This window comes from Micromonospora endophytica (assembly GCF_003236305.1).
GTDB lineage: Bacteria > Actinomycetota > Actinomycetes > Mycobacteriales > Micromonosporaceae > Micromonospora > Micromonospora endophytica.
This window is the reverse complement of sequence record NZ_POTX01000006.1, coordinates 1-18,095: the sequence shown is the minus strand read 5'-3', so window position 1 is coordinate 18,095 and position 18,095 is coordinate 1. Positions and strand designations below refer to the sequence as shown.

Annotated in this window: 16 protein-coding genes and 1 pseudogene; 4 read left to right on the top strand and 13 right to left on the bottom strand. The window is 70.0% G+C overall.

Annotation, left to right across the window (positions count from 1 at the left end; translation table 11 throughout):
- Positions 1-296 precede the first annotated feature (296 nt).
- Positions 297-1,673, bottom strand: a pseudogene (locus C1I93_RS01895) (LVIVD repeat-containing protein); the annotation flags it as partial.
- A 293-nt stretch (positions 1,674-1,966) separates the two neighbouring features.
- Between C1I93_RS01895 and C1I93_RS01890 the strand changes: the two are divergent.
- Both C1I93_RS01890 and C1I93_RS01885 read left to right on the top strand, forming a co-directional pair.
- Entirely contained in the window at positions 1,967-2,647 is a 681-nt protein-coding gene (locus C1I93_RS01890) for a DUF305 domain-containing protein (protein ID WP_111241447.1), read from the top strand.
- A 100-nt stretch (positions 2,648-2,747) separates the two neighbouring features.
- Positions 2,748-4,628 (top strand): Xaa-Pro dipeptidyl-peptidase, encoded by a 1,881-nt coding sequence (locus C1I93_RS01885; RefSeq protein ID WP_111241446.1) that lies wholly within the window; start codon positions 2,748-2,750, stop codon positions 4,626-4,628.
- A 78-nt stretch (positions 4,629-4,706) separates the two neighbouring features.
- Here the strand turns inward: C1I93_RS01885 and C1I93_RS01880 are convergent, their stop codons facing one another.
- The 10 genes from C1I93_RS01880 to C1I93_RS01835 form a co-directional block, all read right to left on the bottom strand.
- Entirely contained in the window at positions 4,707-5,444 is a 738-nt protein-coding gene (locus C1I93_RS01880; RefSeq protein WP_111241445.1) for an MBL fold metallo-hydrolase, read from the bottom strand.
- A complete protein-coding gene (locus C1I93_RS01875; protein ID WP_111241444.1) occupies positions 5,441-6,229 on the bottom strand; it encodes an alpha/beta hydrolase in 789 nt (262 codons plus the stop codon). Before C1I93_RS01875 ends, C1I93_RS01880 begins: the two co-directional genes overlap by 4 nt.
- Positions 6,226-7,059 carry an alpha/beta fold hydrolase gene (locus tag C1I93_RS01870; RefSeq protein WP_111241443.1) on the bottom strand — a complete coding sequence of 278 codons (834 nt, stop codon included), beginning with the start codon at positions 7,057-7,059 and terminating at the stop codon, positions 6,226-6,228. Before C1I93_RS01870 ends, C1I93_RS01875 begins: the two co-directional genes overlap by 4 nt.
- 166 nt (positions 7,060-7,225) lie before the next feature.
- Positions 7,226-8,197, bottom strand: a complete 972-nt coding sequence (locus C1I93_RS01865; protein ID WP_181444967.1) for a helix-turn-helix domain-containing protein — start codon at positions 8,195-8,197, stop codon at positions 7,226-7,228.
- A 94-nt stretch (positions 8,198-8,291) separates the two neighbouring features.
- Positions 8,292-8,687, bottom strand: coding sequence for an oxalurate catabolism protein HpxZ (gene hpxZ / locus C1I93_RS01860; RefSeq protein ID WP_111241441.1), 396 nt, complete (start codon positions 8,685-8,687; stop codon positions 8,292-8,294).
- Between the two features lie 2 nt (positions 8,688-8,689).
- Positions 8,690-10,294, bottom strand: coding sequence for a SulP family inorganic anion transporter (locus tag C1I93_RS01855; protein ID WP_111241440.1), 1,605 nt, complete (start codon positions 10,292-10,294; stop codon positions 8,690-8,692).
- A gap of 12 nt (positions 10,295-10,306) precedes the next feature.
- Complete coding sequence (locus C1I93_RS01850; RefSeq protein WP_111241439.1) at positions 10,307-10,999, bottom strand: cysteine hydrolase family protein; 693 nt, start codon at positions 10,997-10,999, stop codon at positions 10,307-10,309.
- 3 nt (positions 11,000-11,002) lie between these two features.
- A complete protein-coding gene (gene biuH, locus C1I93_RS01845) occupies positions 11,003-11,698 on the bottom strand; it encodes a biuret amidohydrolase (protein ID WP_111241438.1) in 696 nt (231 codons plus the stop codon).
- A complete protein-coding gene (gene atzF, locus C1I93_RS01840; RefSeq protein WP_111241437.1) occupies positions 11,677-13,107 on the bottom strand; it encodes an allophanate hydrolase in 1,431 nt (476 codons plus the stop codon). Before atzF ends, biuH begins: the two co-directional genes overlap by 22 nt.
- A gap of 81 nt (positions 13,108-13,188) precedes the next feature.
- Complete coding sequence (locus C1I93_RS01835; protein WP_111241436.1) at positions 13,189-13,854, bottom strand: GntR family transcriptional regulator; 666 nt, start codon at positions 13,852-13,854, stop codon at positions 13,189-13,191.
- 103 nt (positions 13,855-13,957) lie between these two features.
- Between C1I93_RS01835 and C1I93_RS01830 the strand changes: the two genes are divergently transcribed.
- Positions 13,958-14,791 (top strand): metallophosphoesterase family protein, encoded by an 834-nt coding sequence (locus C1I93_RS01830; RefSeq protein WP_111241478.1) that lies wholly within the window; start codon positions 13,958-13,960, stop codon positions 14,789-14,791.
- A gap of 8 nt (positions 14,792-14,799) precedes the next feature.
- Here C1I93_RS01830 and C1I93_RS01825 read toward each other — a convergent pair whose 3' ends face one another.
- On the bottom strand, positions 14,800-15,723 hold the full coding sequence (locus C1I93_RS01825; protein ID WP_220039551.1) for a Vgb family protein: 924 nt from the start codon (positions 15,721-15,723) through the stop codon (positions 14,800-14,802).
- 71 nt (positions 15,724-15,794) lie between these two features.
- On the opposite strand from C1I93_RS01825, the gene C1I93_RS01820 reads away from it, so the two are divergent.
- Positions 15,795-16,445: a TetR/AcrR family transcriptional regulator gene (locus C1I93_RS01820; protein ID WP_111241434.1), complete on the top strand. Its 651-nt coding sequence runs from the start codon at positions 15,795-15,797 to the stop codon at positions 16,443-16,445.
- 101 nt (positions 16,446-16,546) lie between these two features.
- Here the strand turns inward: C1I93_RS01820 and C1I93_RS01815 are convergent, their stop codons facing one another.
- The gene (locus tag C1I93_RS01815) at positions 16,547-17,518 is read right to left on the bottom strand and encodes a GNAT family N-acetyltransferase (RefSeq protein ID WP_223256163.1); all 972 of its coding nucleotides are present in this window, start codon (positions 17,516-17,518) and stop codon (positions 16,547-16,549) included.
- Between the last annotated feature and the right edge of the window lie 577 nt (positions 17,519-18,095).

The following is an 18,095-nucleotide window of genomic DNA, read 5'->3' as shown; positions in this document are numbered from 1 at the left end:
GTGACCGGCAGGTCGAGTCCGGTCCGGACGGTGCCGGTGATCTCGCTGTCCCGGATGTTGGCGCCGGTGGCGTGTACCGAACCCTTGACCTTGCTCTCCACGATCGACACGACCGAGGGACGGTTCGCCTGGATCGAGCCCTTCACCTCGGAGTCGAAAACGATCAGACCGGCACCCGGGTTGACCTTGATCGCACCGTTCTGGGTCACCCCATCCAGGCAGGTGATGCCGGAATCGATGGTGAGCACGCCGTTGTTCTGTCCACGCAGCACGGTGGTGCAGGCCGGGTAGCTGGGCTGGGTCTGGACGTTCAGCTCCGCGAAAGCCATCGCCCGCGCGTTGTTGGTGATCGGGTCGTCCAGCTTCAGGACGTCCAGGCCCTTCTGGATGTCGTTCGAGTAGATGTAGCCGTTGTTCCAGTACGTCGACCAGGACCCACCGAGGATGGTCCGGGTGTCCGAGAGCGGCCCCCGCTCCCAGTAGGCGATCTCGACCGGGTTGGCCGAGTCGGTGAAGTCGATCACCGAGATGCCGCCCTGGTACCACGCCTGCACCATGATGTCGCGGCCCATCGCCGGGATCAGCGAGCCGTTGTGGGCGACGCAGTTCTCCCGGGGGCTGTTCAGCCGCGGGATCTTGAAGTAGCTCTTGAAGACGAGCTGCCGGTCCGCGCCCGAGCCCACGATGTCGTAGATCGCGTTCGCGCCCTGGTTGGTCCGGTAGTTGGCGGTGCAGATGGCGCCGCTGCCGCCACCGAGTTCGTCGGTGAAGAGCACCTTGGTGCCGGCGTTGTTGAACGTGGCCGAGTGCCAGAACGCGAAGTTCGTGTCCCGCACCTCGTCCAGGAGCACCGGGTTCAACGGGTCGGAGATGTCCATCAGCACGCCGTCACCCATGCAGGCGCCGGCGGCCAGGTCCAGCGCCGGGTAGACGGTGATGTCGTGGCAACCGCTGGTGTTGGTGTTGCCGCCACCCGGGAAGAGGACCGGGGTGGCCACCACCTCGGCGCTTGTCGCCTCGTCCAGCGGCACCTTGATGATGGAAATCTTGTCGTGCGGCGGCTTGCAGTAGGCCGCGCTGGCCGACGGGCTGTACGACTGGACGTAGACGTACACGTCCTTGCCGGCCTTGTCCGGCACCAGCGTCAGCGTGTGCGAACCGCAGTCGGTGCGGACCGACTTGATGTACTGCGGGTTCGCCTTGTCGCTGATGTCGAAGATCCGGACACCCTCCCAGTGCGCCGCGTTGGCCACGGAACCCGCGGCGCTGTTGCACGAGTCGTCGCTGCGAGGCGAGTCGACCGCGAGGAAGAGCAGGTTGCCGAAGACCGACGGGTCACCCTGGGCACCCGGGCAGACGACCTGGCTGACCACCTGGGGTGAGGCCGGGTCGCTGACGTCGAAGATGTTGAACCCGTTGTAGTTGCCGGCGAAGACGTAGTCGCCCTGGAAGGCCAGGTCGCTGTTGTACGACGCTTCGGTGGCAAACGCGCCGAACTTCGGCACGTTGGCGATCTGGGTCAGGTTCGGGCTGCTGACAATCTCGTCAACGGCGGGGATGTCGTTGGCGGCGGCGTTCGCGGGGGCGGCCGCGACGGCGCTGAGGAGAAGGGCGCCGGTGGCGGCCAGACCGAGGACCAGCCTCCGTCTCCCTCGTGGGGTTGGTTGGGACATGTAGGACCACCCTTCGTCATGGGTGAAACGGGGGTAGCGGGACCATAGCCCGATCAACATGGAGATCATTGTGATTTAGGTCACACTGCCTGTCGAGCAAGTGTCACGATTCAGCAACACCGGGAACACGAATAACCCAAGGAACGACCAATAACATCTTTTCGCCGCCCCCGACCTCTGCTGTCACATCCCCGGCCCGCGTTACGATCCCGGCCAACCTCGGTAGCCATGGCGGGAGGCAAGTAGTGCTAGGTGTTCCGATCCGTAGGCTCCTCCGTCCATCTCGGCCGGTCGTGCTGATCGAGCTGGCCGTGCTGGCGGTGCTGGCCATCGGGGCGGCCGTGCTGTTCTGGCTGCCCGACGACGGGTCCGAGCCGGCGACCACGGCGGCCCCCTCGGCCAGCATCGAGCTACCCGGCCTGCCGGACTCCACCGCACCCGTGCTGATGCCCGGCCGTCCCGGCGAGCCGGCGAAGACCGCCGCGGCCAACCAGGTGTCCGCCCTGCCGCGCCAGCCGCACAACAACGCCGACGTCCGCTTCGTCACCATGATGATCCCGCACCACGAGCAGGCACTGGTGATGGCCCGACTGGTGGCCGACCGGGGCGAGAACCCTCAACTGAGGAGCATCGCGGAGCGGATCCTGGCCGCCCAGGGCCCCGAGATCACGTTCTTGGAGACCTGGCTGACCGAGCGGGGCCTGAACCGCGAATCCGGCGGCGATCACCAGCACACCATGTCCGGTATGCAGTCGGCGGAGGCCCTCAACCGACTCACCGCCGCGCGTGGCGACGAGTTCGACCGGATGTTCGTCGCGATGATGACCGACCACCACCAGGGCGCGATCACCATGGCGAACGAGGCACTCACGCTCGGCAGCGACGGCATCATCAACGAGATGGCCAGCAGCGTCGTGGTGGAGCAGAGCGTCGAGATCAACCGGATGCGCGAGGCGTTGGCGAGCGGAAGCTAGTCGCCCTTCAACACCTTCGATGTCAGGCATAGCATGTGGACCAATCGATCTTTGTCCACCCGGCCGACCCGGCCGTGCCCCCGACCGAAGGGAAACCCCCGTGCGTCGACCCCGCCTTGCGGCCCTGTTAGGTGCCGGGCTCTCCAGTGCCCTGGCGCTGACTGCGACCCCGGCCACGGCCATGGCCGCACCCGAGGCGACCGCCTCACCGGGGATCGTGGTCAGCGACGGCATGACCCAGCCGGTGTTCTCGCTCGCTGACGCCATCGAGCAACGGGTCTACGTGGAGACCCCGCTGGACACCGACCGGGACGGCCGCCGCGACCGGGTGGCGATCGACATCTCCCGCCCCCGGGAGACCGCCACCCACGGTTTCCAGGTGCCTGTCATCTTCGAGCACAGCCCCTACCGCAAGGGCACCTGGGGTGATGTGCCGTACCCGAGCGTGCTGGTGGACGAGTTGCCGCAGAACGGCCTGACCCGCGGCTCCGGCTCGCGGGCCGGTGCCGCCGATGTCGGTGTCCAGCGCGCGGAGGCGAAGGCCAACCTGCCCGGTCAACTGGACGACTACTACGTGCCCCGGGGTTACGCGGTGGTGCTCGGGCAGAGCATCGGCACCGGCGACTCGGACGGCTGCCCGACCAGCGGCGACCAGGCCGAGACGCTCGGCACCAAGGCGGTGATCGACTGGCTCAACGGCCGGGCGAGGGGTTACGACGCCACCGGCGCGCCGGTCACCGCCGACTGGACCACCGGCGCGGTCGGCATGACCGGCGTCTCCTACAACGGCACGCTGCCCAACCAGGTGGCCACCACCGGAGTCGAGGGACTGCGCACCATCGTGCCGGTCGCCGCGATCAGCAGCTGGTACGACTACTACCGAGCCAACGGCCTGGTCGTCGCGCCCGGCGGTTACCAGGGCGAGGACGCCGACATCCTGGCCCAGTTCACCGCCGGCCGGGCCCGCGCCGAGGGTGCCTGCGCGGACGAGATCGCCGAGCTGACCGCCCGGCAGGACCGCGTCACCGGCGACTACTCCCGGTTCTGGGCGGAGCGCGACTACCTCGACGCCCGGAAGGTGACGGCGAGCGTGCTCGTGGTGCACGGCCTCAACGACTGGAACGTCCGCACCGAGCACTTCGCCGGCTGGTGGGACGCGCTCGCCAAGCGCGGCGTGCCGCGCAAGCTCTGGCTGCACCAGGGCGGCCACGGCGGCCCCGGCAACACGGCGTCGGTGACCCTGCCGGACGGACGCACCTGGACCTGGAAACAGACCGAGAACCGCTGGTTCGACTACTGGCTGTGGAACGTCCGCAACGGCATCATGGACGAACCGACAGCGGTGGTGCAGCGCGAGGACCGGGTCTACGCCACGTACCGCAACTGGCCTGACCCGGCCAGCCGCCCGGTCGCGTTGCCACTGGGTGCGACCGACGCCGCCGCCCCGGGGACGCTCAGCTCGGGCAGGCAGCCGAAGGCCAAGGTCGAGCAGCGCTTTGTCGACGAGGGGCGGACCATCCACCCGAGCACGCTGGTTACCGGCCCGGATACGGCAAGCGAGCACCGGCTGATCTACCGCTCCCCCGCGCTGGCCGACGAGGTCCGCATCTCCGGCCGTCCGGAGCTACGGCTGCGTACGGCGATCGACAACAAGCCGGACGCGAACCTGACCGCGTACCTCGTCGACTACGGTCCGAACGGCGCGCCGACGGTGGTGACCCGGGGCTGGACGGATCCGCAGAACCGCACCAGCGCCGCCCGCACCCAGCCGCTCAAGCAGGGCAAACTGTATGACCTGCGGTGGACCCTGGAACCGAAGGACTACGTCTTCCCGGCCGGTCACCGGATCGGCCTGGTGGTCTTCTCCACCGACCAGGAACACACCCTGCTGCCGCTGGGCGGCACCGAACTTCGGGTCGCCCCCCACCACAGCCAACTACACCTCCCCATAGTCGGCGGCCACGCAGCACTCCGCTTCTGAGCCGAACCCCCGAAACCGCAAGGTTGATCATGAAGTTATTGTCCCCGGCAAACGCTTACCCGGACGATAACTTCATGATCAACGGGTAGGGGCGGCGGCGAAGGCTGACTCGACGCCCTGGCGGCCCTCGGTGAAGTGGCTCCAGCCTTCGTAGTGGACCGGTAGCACGGTGCGGGCCCCGATCAGCCCGCACAGTTCGGCACCGTCAGCCGCAGTCAGGGTGTAGCGCAGCGGACCGGTGAGGTGGAAGCGCACCGCGCCCAGGTGCAGCACCATGGTGCCGATGGTGAACCGGTCGGCGACCTGGCGGAGCCCGCGGTAGAGCACCGTGTCGCCGGTGATCCAGAAGGCGCCGTGCTGCTGCCCGGTCCAGCGCAGTACGAAGCCGGTCACCTCGCCCACGATCAGGCGGCTCAACGGTGGTCCGTGCCGGCACGGCGTGGCGGTGACCTCGATGGTCGGCCGGTCCGGTGCGGTGAGTTGGGTGCGCTGCCAGGGGGCCAGGCCGGTCGCACCCGCGCCGAGTCGCCGGCTGCCGGCCACGGTGGTGACGATCCGGTACGCGTCGGCCAGCAGCTCACGACCGGCGTCGTCGAGGTTGTCGGCGTGCTGGTCATGGGTGAGCAGCACCGCGTCGATGTCGCCGAGCGAACCGGCCGGCAGTGCCGGGCCGGCGAGCTTGCGCGAGGTGGTGCCCCAGCCGAACCCGTAGGTCCGGCCGGGGGCGTCGAAGGTCGGGTCGGTGAGGATCCGCCAACCCGCCACCTCGATCAGTGTGGTGGGGCCGCCCAGGTGCGTGATCCGCATGCTGGTCATCGGGCGTGCTGCAGGGCCCAGTCGAGCACCTCGTCCGCGATCTGCTCCCAGCCCTTCTGCGCGGGCAGCAGGTGGGCGTAGCCGGCGTACTCGCGGTGTTCGGTGACGGTCCTGGACTTGTAGTGCTTGGCGTTGGACTCCTGGACGGCCGGCGGCATGATGTGGTCCTCGGCGCCGGAGACGAACAACAGCGGTGCCCGGTCGTCGTTGTGGTAGTCGACCCAGGTGTCCTGGTGGCCGGGTTGGAAGTTGGCCAGCACACCACCCCAGACGATGCTGCCGGGCGCGGGGATGTGGTAGCGCTCGTAGAGCGCACGTGCCTCGTCCTCGCTGAACGTGTTGGTGAAGGCGTACCGCCACTGGTCGAAGGTGAGGCCGACCGCCTTGTGCCGGTTGGCCGGGCTCTTGAAGACCGGGAACGTCGACTTCAGCTGGGACAACGGCACGACGCGGACGCCTTCGGTGGGGGCCGAGTTCAGCGCCACGCCGGCCGCGCCGAAGCCGTGGTCGAGCAGGATCTGCGTGAAGGCGCCGCCAGCCGAGTGTCCGATGATGATCGGCTGCTCCGGCAGCGCCCGGATCACACCCTCCAGATGCGAGATGATCTCCGGCACGGTCACCTGCGCGATCGGGGTGGGGTCGGCGTTGAGGGCCTCCACCTCGACCTCGAAGCCCGGGTACGCGGGCGCCACCACCTGGTGGCCCTTGCGCTCGTAGTGGGTGATCCAGTTTTCCCAGCTGCGGGGCGTGACCCAGAAGCCGTGCACCAGGACGATCGGTCTCATGACTGGTACTCCTTGAGGAAACCGAGCAGGTCGTCACCGAGCCGCTGTTTGTGGGTGTCGGTGATGCCGTGCGGAGCACCCGGGTACACCACCAGCCGAGCGTCCTTGATCCGGGCGGCGGAGGCCGCGCCGCCCACCTCGAACGGCACGACCTGGTCGTCGTCGCCGTGAATGACCAGGGTGGGCACGTCGATAGCGTCCAGGTCGGGACGGAAGTCGGTGGCGGAGAACGCGGCGATGCACTCGTACGCGTTGCGGTGTCCGGCGGCCATGCTCTGCAACCAGAACGCGTCGCGACTCCCCGACGAGACGTTCGCGCCGGGGCGGTTGTGCCCGAAGAACGGGCCGTCGGCGAGATCCCGGTAGAGCTGGGACCGGTCGGCCAGCGATCCGGCGCGGATGCCGTCGAACACCTCGACGGGTACGCCGCCGGGGTTGTCGTCGGTCTTGAGCATGAACGGCGGCACCGCGCTGACCAGCACCACCTGGGCGACCCGGCCGGTGCCGTGGCGGCCCAGGTAACGGGCCACCTCGCCACCGCCGGTGGAGAACCCGACCAGGGTGGCCTCACGCAGGTCCAGGTGCTCCAGCAGGGCGGCGAGATCGTCGGCGTAGGTGTCCATCTCGTTGCCGTGCCAGGTCCGGGTGGAGCGGCCGTGGCCACGCCGGTCATGCGCGATGACCCGGTAGCCGTTGCTGGCCAGGTACAACGCCTGAGCCTCCCAACTGTCGGAGTTCAGCGGCCAGCCGTGGCTGAGCACGACCGGGCGGCCGGCACCCCAGTCCTGGTAGAAGATCTCTGCGCCGTCGGAGACGGTGACGACAGACATACGCTGCTCCTAGCGGTGCGATGCGTCCGATGACGTGGACAATCTCGCAGCCGAGAACCCGCGAAAGTGTGCTGACGATGCACGGTTCTGACGCCTGCCTGCACCGTCCGCGAACGGCGTCGCCGGTGCGCCCCGCGATGCGGGCGGCACGGAGGTCAACGGAGGGCTACGACAGCGAATCGACCTGCTGCGCGGACTGCGTCATCGTGGTCAACTGTCGTGGGGTGACGCCGAACAGCTCGCGGAACTTGCTGGAGAAGAAACTCGGGTTGGAGAAACCCCAGGCGCGGGCCGTCGCCGCGATGGAGGTGTAGCGCCGACGGGTGGCCGTCAGATCTGCCCGAGCGCCGTGCAGACGCTGCTCGATGATCGACTGCTCCAGGCTCTGGCCCAGCGTCTCGTACAGCTTGTAGAGAGCGCGCAGCGAGATCGCGTTGGCCGCGGCGATGCGCGCCGGAGTCAGCTCCGGATCCCGCAGGTGGGCGCGGATGTACGCCTGGACCCGCGCCTGCGTCGAGGAGTGCATGGTCTCGCGCAGCCGTCGGTCGTCGCCGGCCGCCGAGACCACCAGAGCGCGCATCAGCTCGGCGGAAGCGGCACCGAGTTCGGCCGTGGCACCGCCTTGCACCAGAGTCTCCGCCTGGGTGGTCACTCGGGCGACGTGGTCGCGGACCAGCTCGTAGAGCGGGCTGCGCCGCAGCTCGCGAGCGGCCCGGTGAATCGCGTCCCGGGGCAACGCCAGGTGATCCACCTCGACGTGCAGTGCGTACGAGGCACCGCCGCCCCGCCAGCCGTAGACGTAGGGCAGCGACAGGTCGACAAGCATGAGGTCGCGCGGCCCGAACACTCGATCCTCGCGCGCCCAGGTCAGCTGGTTGTCGGTCCGCATCGGCAGCGCCAGCACGATCGACGACTCGTCGGCGGCCCGGGCGATGCGGGGTGTGCGGCGCAGGGTGGTGCCGCTGGCCTCGATGTTGAACACCTTGGCGCGACCGAACTCGAAGACCGTCATCTTCGCCTGGATCGAGGTCGGGTCCTCGAACGATGCCATGCTCACCGAGCAGTTGCCGCTGACTGTGGCCTGGAACGCCTCGGCGCGTTCCCTGGGCGGTAGCGACTGCGTGTCAAGAACGAGCATCCCGACCTCTTGATCCCTCAATAGGTTGCCGGAAATCCTCATGCCGAGGCCGATGTCAGTATGCGCCCGAGGCATCGGCACGCCAATGTTCCGCTCAGTCCGGATCGTCGGCAACCTCCGCCGGCTCGGAGACGTGGGCGGTGACGATGCGCCAGCCGGTCGGTAGGCGTACCCAGGTCTGGGTCTGTCGGCCGGTCGCGGCGGTGCCGGCGTACCCGAATCTGGTGGTGACCACCGCGAGGTCCGCGCCGAAGGTGGTGACGATGGTGTCGACCAGCCGGCGGCCGGGTGGCAGCGGCGGCTGCGCGGCCCGCCACTTGCGTTGCTCCGCCAAGCCGTACTGGTGGTCGGCGATGCCGAAGCGTACGGTCCGGTCGGAGTCCCAGAAGTGTCCGCAGATCCCCTCGGCGTCCCCGTCGACCAGGGCCTGCTCGTAGTCGGCGAAGGCCGCCGTCACCTCGGCTACCACGTCGGGTCGGTCGATCTCCACGGTCAGTCCCGCGCCGCCGGGACGGGGTCCGCGGCCGGGCCGCCATGCTGGCGGTCCAACTCGATCTCCTCGGGTTCGGGGACCCGGGGCGGGTACTTGCCGAGCGCGAAGATCGCGCAGACCACCGCCACGAAGAGGTAGCCGAGGGCGACCTGGCCGTTGGCGTTCCACTGGACCTCCTCGCCGTGGATCAGGCCGATGAAGGCGAGCACCGCGCCCGAGGCGGCGAAGAGGGCGGCCTGGACGAAGCGCTTGTCGATGATGAACGCGACTATCGCGCCGAGCACCAGGCCGGCGAGGATGGCGCCCTCGCCGAGAACACGCAGGCCGTCGTAGACCACCCCGGCACCGGCGAGTGCCTCGTCACCTACCTCCGCCGCCGTGGTGCCCGCCGCCGCCAGGGCGTTGTTCATCTGTCCGGTGGCCCAGGCGGCGATGTTGGGAATCAGCGCCGCCACCACCGCCGCCGCGTGCGCCCTGGGGGTGGCCTGGAACGCCTGGGCGCCGATGAGCAGGCCGATGTAGAGCAGGATCGGCACGATCGCTGCGGTCGGGAAGATCGCGCCGAGCAGGGAGAACATGCCGAGGAAGCAGAGCAGCGCGATGACGATGCCGGTGGCCATCGAGTAGCCGGTCCGCCCGCCGGCGGCCTTCCAGCCCGGGTGGCCGACGTAGACGGCCGGCGGGAACGGCGAGCCGAGGGCGGAGCCGATCACCGCGCCGGCCCCGTCGGCGAGCAGCACGCTGCGCAGGTTGAAGTTGTCGCCGGCGGTGGCCGCGCTCTCCACGTTCGTCATCGCCTCGGTGAAGTTGTAGACACCGAGCGGGATCGCGGTGGCCAACAGCGGTGCCATGTCGGACAGTCCGCGCCAGAGCAGGTCGAGTTGGAGGGTGGGGAAGGCGAAGGCGATGTCCCGTGCCGCCGACGTGACGTCCGGCACCGACATCGCCCCGCCGGCCCAGCCGATCGCGGTGCCGAGCAGCAGGGCGGCCAACCCGATCGGAAAGTTGAACGGCAGCTTGACGTCGGTGAGCAGGCCGATCAGCAGCAACGCGAACACCGGCAGGGCGACCCAGGCCAGCCGCCACATCTGCCCGGCCGGGTTCATCGAGATGAAGGTGATGGAGATGCCGGCGAGGGTGCCCAGCAGCGCCGCCCGGGGCGTGAACCGGCGGATGTACGGGCCGACGAAGGCGCCGATCAGCACGATCACGCCGATGATGAAGGCCCACGCCAGCCCAGCCTCCCAGGCCCGGATCGGATCGCCGGTACGCAGGAAGATCGGCAGCATGATGACGAAGATGACGATGAACATGTGCGGCACGCTCGGCCCGTACGGCAGGGCGGTGACGTCGCTGCGGTTCTCCCGGCGGGCCAGCCGTCGGGCCAGGTGGGTGTAGTAGATGTTCCCGGCGACCAGGGCGATGCCGAGCGCGGGAAGGATGGTGCCGAACACCTCCCGCTCGGGCAGGTTCACCACGAAGATGCAGAGCCCGGTCAGGGTGAGCACGTTGACCAGGACGTTGACGCCGAAACCGAAGAACGCGTTGGTGTCGCCGCGCACCCAGTACGGGAGTCCGGCGGCGGTGGACCTGGTGGCGACCATGGCTGCTCCCGATCAGGAGGAGGGCTGCGTTACGGGGGTGGTGGGCAGCACGGCGAGCACGTCCGTGGACTCGGCGACCCACCCGAAGATGCCGCCCTGGGCGGCGATCATGTCGAGCCCGACCCGGTGGAACTCGGGAAAGTAGGACCCGACGCAGTCGGCGAGCACGAGGCACTCGTACCCGCGGTCGTTGGCCTCCCGGACGGTGGTGTGTACGCACACCTCGGTGGTGACACCGGTGACCAGCAGGCTCTGGATCTTCCGTTCGGTGAGCAGGTCGGACAGTTCGGTGGCGTGGAACGCGCCCTTGCCCGGCTTGTCGATGACCGGCTCACCGGGCAGCGGCGCGAGTTCGTCGATGATGTCGTGGCCGTACTCGCCCCGGATCAGGATGCGTCCCTTGGGTCCGGGGTCGCCGATGCGCCGGCTCGGCGCGCCCCGGTGCAGCTTGGCCGGTGGGCAGTCGGAGAGGTCGGGCAGGTGGCCCTCGCGGGTGTGCACCACGGTCAGGCCCGCGGCGCGGGCGGCGGCCAGCAGCGCCGCCAGTGGCGCGATGGTGCGGCGCAACTGGCCCACGTCGTTGCCGAGGCTCTCACCGAAGCCGCCGGGCTCCAGGAAGTCGCGCTGCATGTCGATGACGAGCAGCGCGGTGGTGGCAGGTGTGAAGGTGTACGGGGAGGGGCGCGTACTCGCGATCGTCAACATTCGTCACCTCACGTCGGTGGTGGCGGCGATGACGTCGTCGGAGGTCGCCACGCAGCCGAAGACTCCGCCCTGCATGGTCACCATGTGCAGGGCCGCGTCGTGGTTGTCCTTGTCGGTGGCACCGGTGCAGTCGGCGAGGATGAGGCACTCGTACCCACGGTCGTTCGCCTCGCGCATGGTGGTGTGTACGCAGACGTCGGTGGTGATGCCGGTGAGGATCAGGTGGGTGATGCCCCGGGTACGCAGCACCAGGTCGAGATTCGTGGCGTAGAACGCGCCCTTGCCCGGCTTGTCGATGACCACCTCGCCGGGTGCCGGGGCGACCTCGGGCACGATCTCCCAGCCTGGTTCGCCCTTGACCAGGATCCGGCCGCAGGGGCCGGCCGCACCGATCTCGGCACCGATCCGGGCCGACCGCCAACGCTTGTTCGCCGGCAGGTCGGACAGGTCGGGGTCGTGCCCTTCCCGGGTGTGCACGACGAGCATGCCGAGCGCCCGGGCGTGTGCCAGCAGCCGGGCGGTGGCCGGCAGGCCGGCCCGGGTCAGCCCGATGTCGTAGCCCATCGCGTCGACGTAGCCACCCGGCCCGCAGAAGTCGGTCTGCCAGTCGATGCAGAGCAGGGCGGTACGCGCGGTGTCTGCCGCGCCGTCGTACGGCCAGGGGTAGGGGTTCGCCGTTACCGGCCCGATCCGGCCCATCCTCTCTCTCCTCCCATGGTGAGTTGTGCGGCGACGAGCGGAGGATCCCCCTCGGCTCCGGTGGGTGCGGTGCCGGCCGCGGCGGCGAGCCGGGCCAGGGTGGTGTCGGTGAACGCCGGCCCGAGCAGGGTCAGGCTCGCCGGTCGACCGGCGGCGGTGAATCCGTTCGGCACTGTCACCGCGGCCAGGTCGAGCAGGTTCGCGAACTGGGTGTAGCGGCCCAGCATCGCGTTGCGGCCGATCGGGTCCTCGGCGATCTCGGCGAGGGTGAAGGTGGTGCCGACGGTCGGTACGACAAGCACGTCGACCTCCTGCCAGAGCCGGTCGACCTCGGCCCGCAGCTCGCGTAGCCGATGCCAGCCCCGGAAGGCGTCGATCGCGTCGTACCGTCGCCCGGCCTCCAGCACGGTCCGGGTTACCGGCAGCACCGCCTCCGGGCGCGTACGCAGGAAGTCGTCCAGCCCGGTGAGCCGCTCGGCCACCCACGGCCCCTGGTAGAGCAGGTCACCGGCGGCGATGAAGGCCCGCAGTGGCACCTGACGGGTGCCGGCGACAAGCCCTCGTAGCCGCTGGACCCCGGCGGCGAAGCGGACCGCCTGCCCGGCGTCGCCGAAGAATTCGAGGTCTTCTGCCCCGGGCACGCCGAGGCGTAGCCTCCCCGGCATGCGGGCAGTCACCCGCTCCGCCGGCAGCGGCCGCCCCCAGGGATCGGCCGCCGTGACGCCACGGGCGGCATGCAGCACCGCCAGGGCACCCGCGACATCGGCGGCGAAGATCGAGACGCAGTCCAGCGAGCGGCAGGCCGGCACCACACCGGCCGTGCTGAGCAGACCCCGGGTGGGTTTGAGGCCGACGATGCCGTTCAGCGCCGCCGGCACCCGGCCGGAGCCGGCGGTGTCCGTGCCCAGGGCGAAGCTGACCTGGCCGGCGGCGACCGCGAGGGCCGAGCCGGAGCTGGAGCCGCCGGAGATCAGGCCGCCACCGAAGACGCTCTCGCCGCTGCCGTACGGCGAACGGGAACCGGTCAGCCCGGTGGCGAACTGGTCCAGGTTGGTCTTGCCGACGAGCAGCGCACCGGCGTCGAGCAGCCGACGCACCACTGGCGCGTCCTCGGCGGCACGGTATCCGAACTCGGGGCAGCCGGCCGTGGTGACCATCCCGGCGACGTCGATGTTGTCCTTGACCGCGAACGGGATCCCGTACAACGGCTGCGTCGTCGGATCGCCGTCACGGGTCAGCACCTCGGCGTCGGCCCGGAGTTGGTCGGCCGAGCGGGTGCTGATCCAGACCGGTCCCCCGTCTCGACCGACCAGCCCGGCCAGGACCTGTTCCACCAGCTCGGTGGGGGTGAGTCCAGCGTGGAGGTACGCCGACCTCAGCTCCGACACCGACCCGATCCGCTCTGGCATACTGTCGATTGTCGACAGTTCGATTACGCGCAACCGCGCGTCCTGTAACGACGATGTGACGCAGGATCGGGGCTCTCGCCCTCACCCGAGGTAGGACCGGGCACCATGGCCGGAGAGCACCGCCAGCACCGCCTCCGGGTCTCCCCCGGCGACCGCCTCGAAGAGCCGCTCGTGCCGGTGCACCCCGTCCAGCGGCTCAGCCTCCTCCGCCTCCCGGCGCAGGTTGATCGCCATGTAGAGCTGCAACTTCACCAGGATCGAGTCGTACACCACGGAAAGCTGCCGGTTACCGGCCAACGCCACCAGCGCGACGTGGAACGCCCGGTGCGACTCGGCGACGGCCAACCGGTCGCCGGCCCGGGTCGCCTCCCGCATCTGGTCCAGCGCGGCCCCCAACCCGGCCAGGTCGCTCTCCCGGCGTACCGGGACCGCCGTGCGTACCGCGAACCGCTCCAGCACGTCGCGCAGCTCGTACAGTTCCCGCACGTCGCGGTCGGAGAGCGTGGCGACCCGGACGCCGCGCCGGGGGATGTGCTCGACCAGGCCGCGCTGGGCCAGCAACCGCAGCGCCTCGCGCAGCGGCGCCCGGCTGATCCCGAGCCGCCGGGTGAGCTGCTCCTCCACCAGGCGTTCACCCGGGTCGCTCCGGCCGCTGAGGATCTCCCGGGTCAGCCGGGTGACCGCGAGGTCCACCAGACTGACACTCTCCAACTCGCCGTCCACGGGCGATGCGGCCACGTCGCTCACTCCGACGAGTCTGCCAGGCTCCGGCGGCGTCGGATCCGCACGGCCTCGGACGGTACGAGAACCGGGGCTGTCCAAGGGCGGTCTGGCTGCAATGATCGAGGGGATGCCCGGATCACTCTTCGCCACCAGCGACCTGCACGTCGCGTACCCGGAAAACCGTCAGATCGTCGACCGGATCACCCCGGAGTCCGCCGACGACTGGCTGATCGTCGCCGGTGACGTCGGCGAGCGCTTCGGCGACATCGAACGGACGTTGCGGCTGCTCCGTGACCGGTTCGCCCGGGTGATCTGGGCACCCGGCAACCACGAACTCTGGACCCACGCGAACGACCCCGTCCGCCTGCGCGGCGAGCACCGCTACCGGGAACTGGTCCGGATGTGCCGGGGCATCGACGTGCTGACCCCGGAGGACGACTACGCCGTCTGGGCGGGCGAGGGCGGACCGGTGACGGTGGCACCCCTTTTCCTGCTCTACGACTACACGTTCCGTCCGGCCGGCGCGGCCACCAAGGAGGAGGCGCTGCGGCAGGCGTACGACAAGGGTGTGGTCTGCACCGACGAGATGGTGCTGCATCCGGACCCGTACCCGGATCGGGAGTCCTGGTGCCACGCCCGGGTGGCGGAGAGCGAGCGCCGGCTGGCGGCGACCGACCCGGCCCTGCCGACCCTGCTGATCAATCACTGGCCGCTGGTCCGCCAGCCCACCGAGGTGTTGTGGTACCCGGAGTTCGCGCAGTGGTGCGGGACGGTCCGCACCGCAGACTGGCACCTGCGGTTCCGCGCCGCCGCGGTGGTCTACGGTCACCTGCACATCCCGCGCACCACCCACTACGACGGCATACGGTTCGAGGAGGTCTCGCTCGGTTATCCGCGGGAGTGGAGCCGCCGGGACGCCGCGCCGAACCCGCTACGCCGGATCTTCGGGCCGCGCCCGTGATCGAGTCGCTAGCGGCGGCGGTGACCGTGGAGAGCCGGCGGCGGGAGTTCATCACCGCTGGGCGCGAGGCGGGCGAGCGAGCCGTTCTCCAGCGCGCTCCAGATGGCGCCGTCGGGGCCGAGCGTGATGCCGTGCGGCTCGCAGCGCGGCGTTGGCAGGTCGTACGTCTCGATTGAGCCGTCGCTCGTGATCGAGCCGACCCGGTTGCCGGCCCACTCGGTGAACCACAGGTTGCCGTCGTTGTCGGCGGCGATCCCGTGCGGACGGCCGGCCCGGTCGGGCAGCGGAAACTCCGAGATCGCGCCGTCCGAGGTGATCCTTCCGAGCTGACCGGCCGCGATCTCCACGAACCACAGGGCACCGTCGCGGCCCGTGGTGATGCCCACCGGCCCGGCCGCCTCCGTCGGTAGCGGGTGGACGCTCACCCGGCCGTCCATGCCGATCCGGCCGATCGCGTTGGCCTGGTTCATGGTGAACCACATCCCGCCGTCGGCACCGGCGGTGATGGCAGACGGAAACGCGCCGGTGGACGGTAGCGGGAACTCGGTCACCTGACCGTCGGTGCTGATCCGGCCGATGCGGTCGGCGTTGGTCTCGGTGAACCAGAGCGCTTCGTCCGGGCCGGCGGCGATGCCGAAGGGCCCGGCCTGCGGGGTCGGCAGCGGGAACTCGTCGACCTTGCCGTCGGTGGTGATCCGTCCGATGCGGTGCGCCCGGTGCTCGGCGAACCAGAGCGCCCCGTCCGGACCGCCGCTGATGATCGTCGGCCCGCAACCGGGGTCGAGCTGCCAACTGGCGGGCTCCGCACCGGGCACCAGCCGGCCGATCCGCCCGCTGTGCACCATGGTGAACCAGAGCGCGTCGTCCGGCCCGGTGGTGATCGCGTATGGGCCGCTTGCGGCATCGGTCACCTGATGTTCGGTGATGGACACGGCGGTCACCCCATCGAATCGGCCCCAACACGGGCGGCTTAACGCAACAAGTGTTGCGATAGCATCTTGGCATGGCAGCACCGCGACCGACAAGGCAGTTCCCCGACCAGCCGCTCCCACCGCCGGGCCCGCGGGCCACCACGGTCTCCCGGCCCGGCGGACGCAGCTCATCCGTCCGTCGTCGCGTCCTCGACGCGGTCCGCACCCACCTCGCCGAACACGGCTACGACGCACTGAGCGTCGACGCTGTCGCCGACCGCTCCGGCGTCCATCGCACCACCGTGTACCGGCGCTGGCGCGACGTCGGCGGGCTGCTCGCCGACGCGCTCACCGAGGCGATCGACGACACCTGGAGCCCCACCGACACCGGCACCCTCGACGGGGACCTGCACGCGGTGAATCGGGAGGTCTACGCGGCGTTGACCGCCGAGCCGCCGGTCACCGCCGCCCTGATCGCCGCGTCGTTCCGGTCCGAACAGGCCGCCGCGGCCCTCCGGAGCTTCTGGGCCGACAGGTACGACCGCTGCGCCGCCATCGTGCACCGGGCCGTCGACCGCCGGGAGATACCCGCAGGCACCGACCCGCGCCGGCTGCTCGTCGCCGCCACCGCGCCGCTCTACCACGAGCTGCTGTTACTCCGTACGCTTCCCGACCCGCGCCTGGCGGAACAGGCGGCCCACGCCACCGCCACCGCCGCGCGGGCGGGTGCCTTCACGGACTGACCTCGACCAGCCGCGAAGGCATGTCCCGGCGTCGCCCGCCGCCGCAGTTCCTCCGACCCCGTGCGCGGCTCCACGGGCCGACCGATTCCCTGACCCTGACTTCAGTAGCCGATGGTGCGGTGCAGGCGCAGGAACGTCTCGGTGAAGCCGAGCCTCGGCCAGGCACGCGACGACAGCAGGTTGGTCACCCGCCAGTCGGTGACCACGCTGCCGAACCCGCTGTCGGCGGCCCAGCCGATCACCGCCTCCCCGAGCGCCCGGCCGGCGCCGGTCCCCCGGGCGGACGGGAAGACCGCGGCAAACCCGAGGAAGCCGGCGTTGTCCGGGCGGGCCAGGCTGAGATGACTGCTCGACTTCTCCAGGGCACAGCCGATGGCGGAGCCGATCACCATACCGTCGCGTACCGCGACGAAGGTGGCGAAGTCGGGGTTGTCGATGTCGTCGGCCCAGTCCGCGAGGCTCTCCTCGATCGTGCCGACCCGGCCGGCCGAGAAGGTCGGCGACCGGCCCTGGTGCGTCGGCAGTTCGAGGTCGAGCCGGGCGAGTTCCGGGATGTCGGCCCGGGTGGCCCGGCGTACCGACAGCCCGTCGGCCCGGGATGCCACCACCGGTCGCTCCGCCGGCCGGATCGCATGCGCGTGCTGTTGGCCGAAACCCAGCCGGAACCAGGCCCGGACCAGATCCGCGTCGTCGGCGGGCACGACGACGTAGTGTGCCGTACGGCCCTCGTCGACCCAGCGGGTCGCGGCGGCCGCGTACAGGTCGCGCATCACCTCGGCATCGGTGACCGCCTGCCCGGCCGCCTCGACCCAGATGTTCGGCCCCCACACCGGCGAGGTCTTCGGCGCACCGAGCACGAACCCGACAGGTACGCCGGCCCGGATCGCCACCGCGCCGGAGGCGTCGCCGGTCTTGAACACGGCTGTCAACTCGGCGACAGCGGCCTCGACGGCCTCGAAACGCGGCGACAACAGCGGCTGTGTGACGCGGTGCCGGCGGTGCCGCTCGGCCAGCAACGCGCCGCACCCGGTCAGGTCGCCAGCGGCGAACGGTCGGATCTCCACCCGGGACATGCCTGGCACGCTAACCGCGAAGCCCCCGCCCAACACCCCCTTTTCCACACCGCCCGGCCGGGCTGATCGGCAGGTCATCGTCGGCACGGGTGACCACCGACAGATTTTCCGGCATTGCCGGCTGTTGATCCCCGACGCGCGCCGGCCGGGGTTCATGGAGGGGACCATCGATATCCATAAACTTAGACTGTTCGATGCTGCGGCCCACGGTCAGGAGATTCAATGCGCCCCGTGGAGGCCGGGTGAAGGCCCACGCCCGGCGGATCCCGTGCCCGCAAGCCCGGCAGAGGCACGTTGCCACACACGGCCTGCTGCGGCTGATCCCCGGACGGTACGCCGGGTGTGCGCCGGGACGACTGCGCTGATTGGTGGGTGAATCAGGATCTCGCCCAACTTCGCTGCGATCGTCGTCTTCGCGGCATGGCGCCCACCGTCGCGTACCGCTTCGTCGCTCCGCCCCCTCCAGGAATTCGCCAGACTCCACCACCCCGTTGATCATGAGGTTAGCGGCAGTTTCAGAGATCAACATCGCCGCTAACCTCATGATCAACCCGGTGGGTGGGGGCTGTCTCTTATA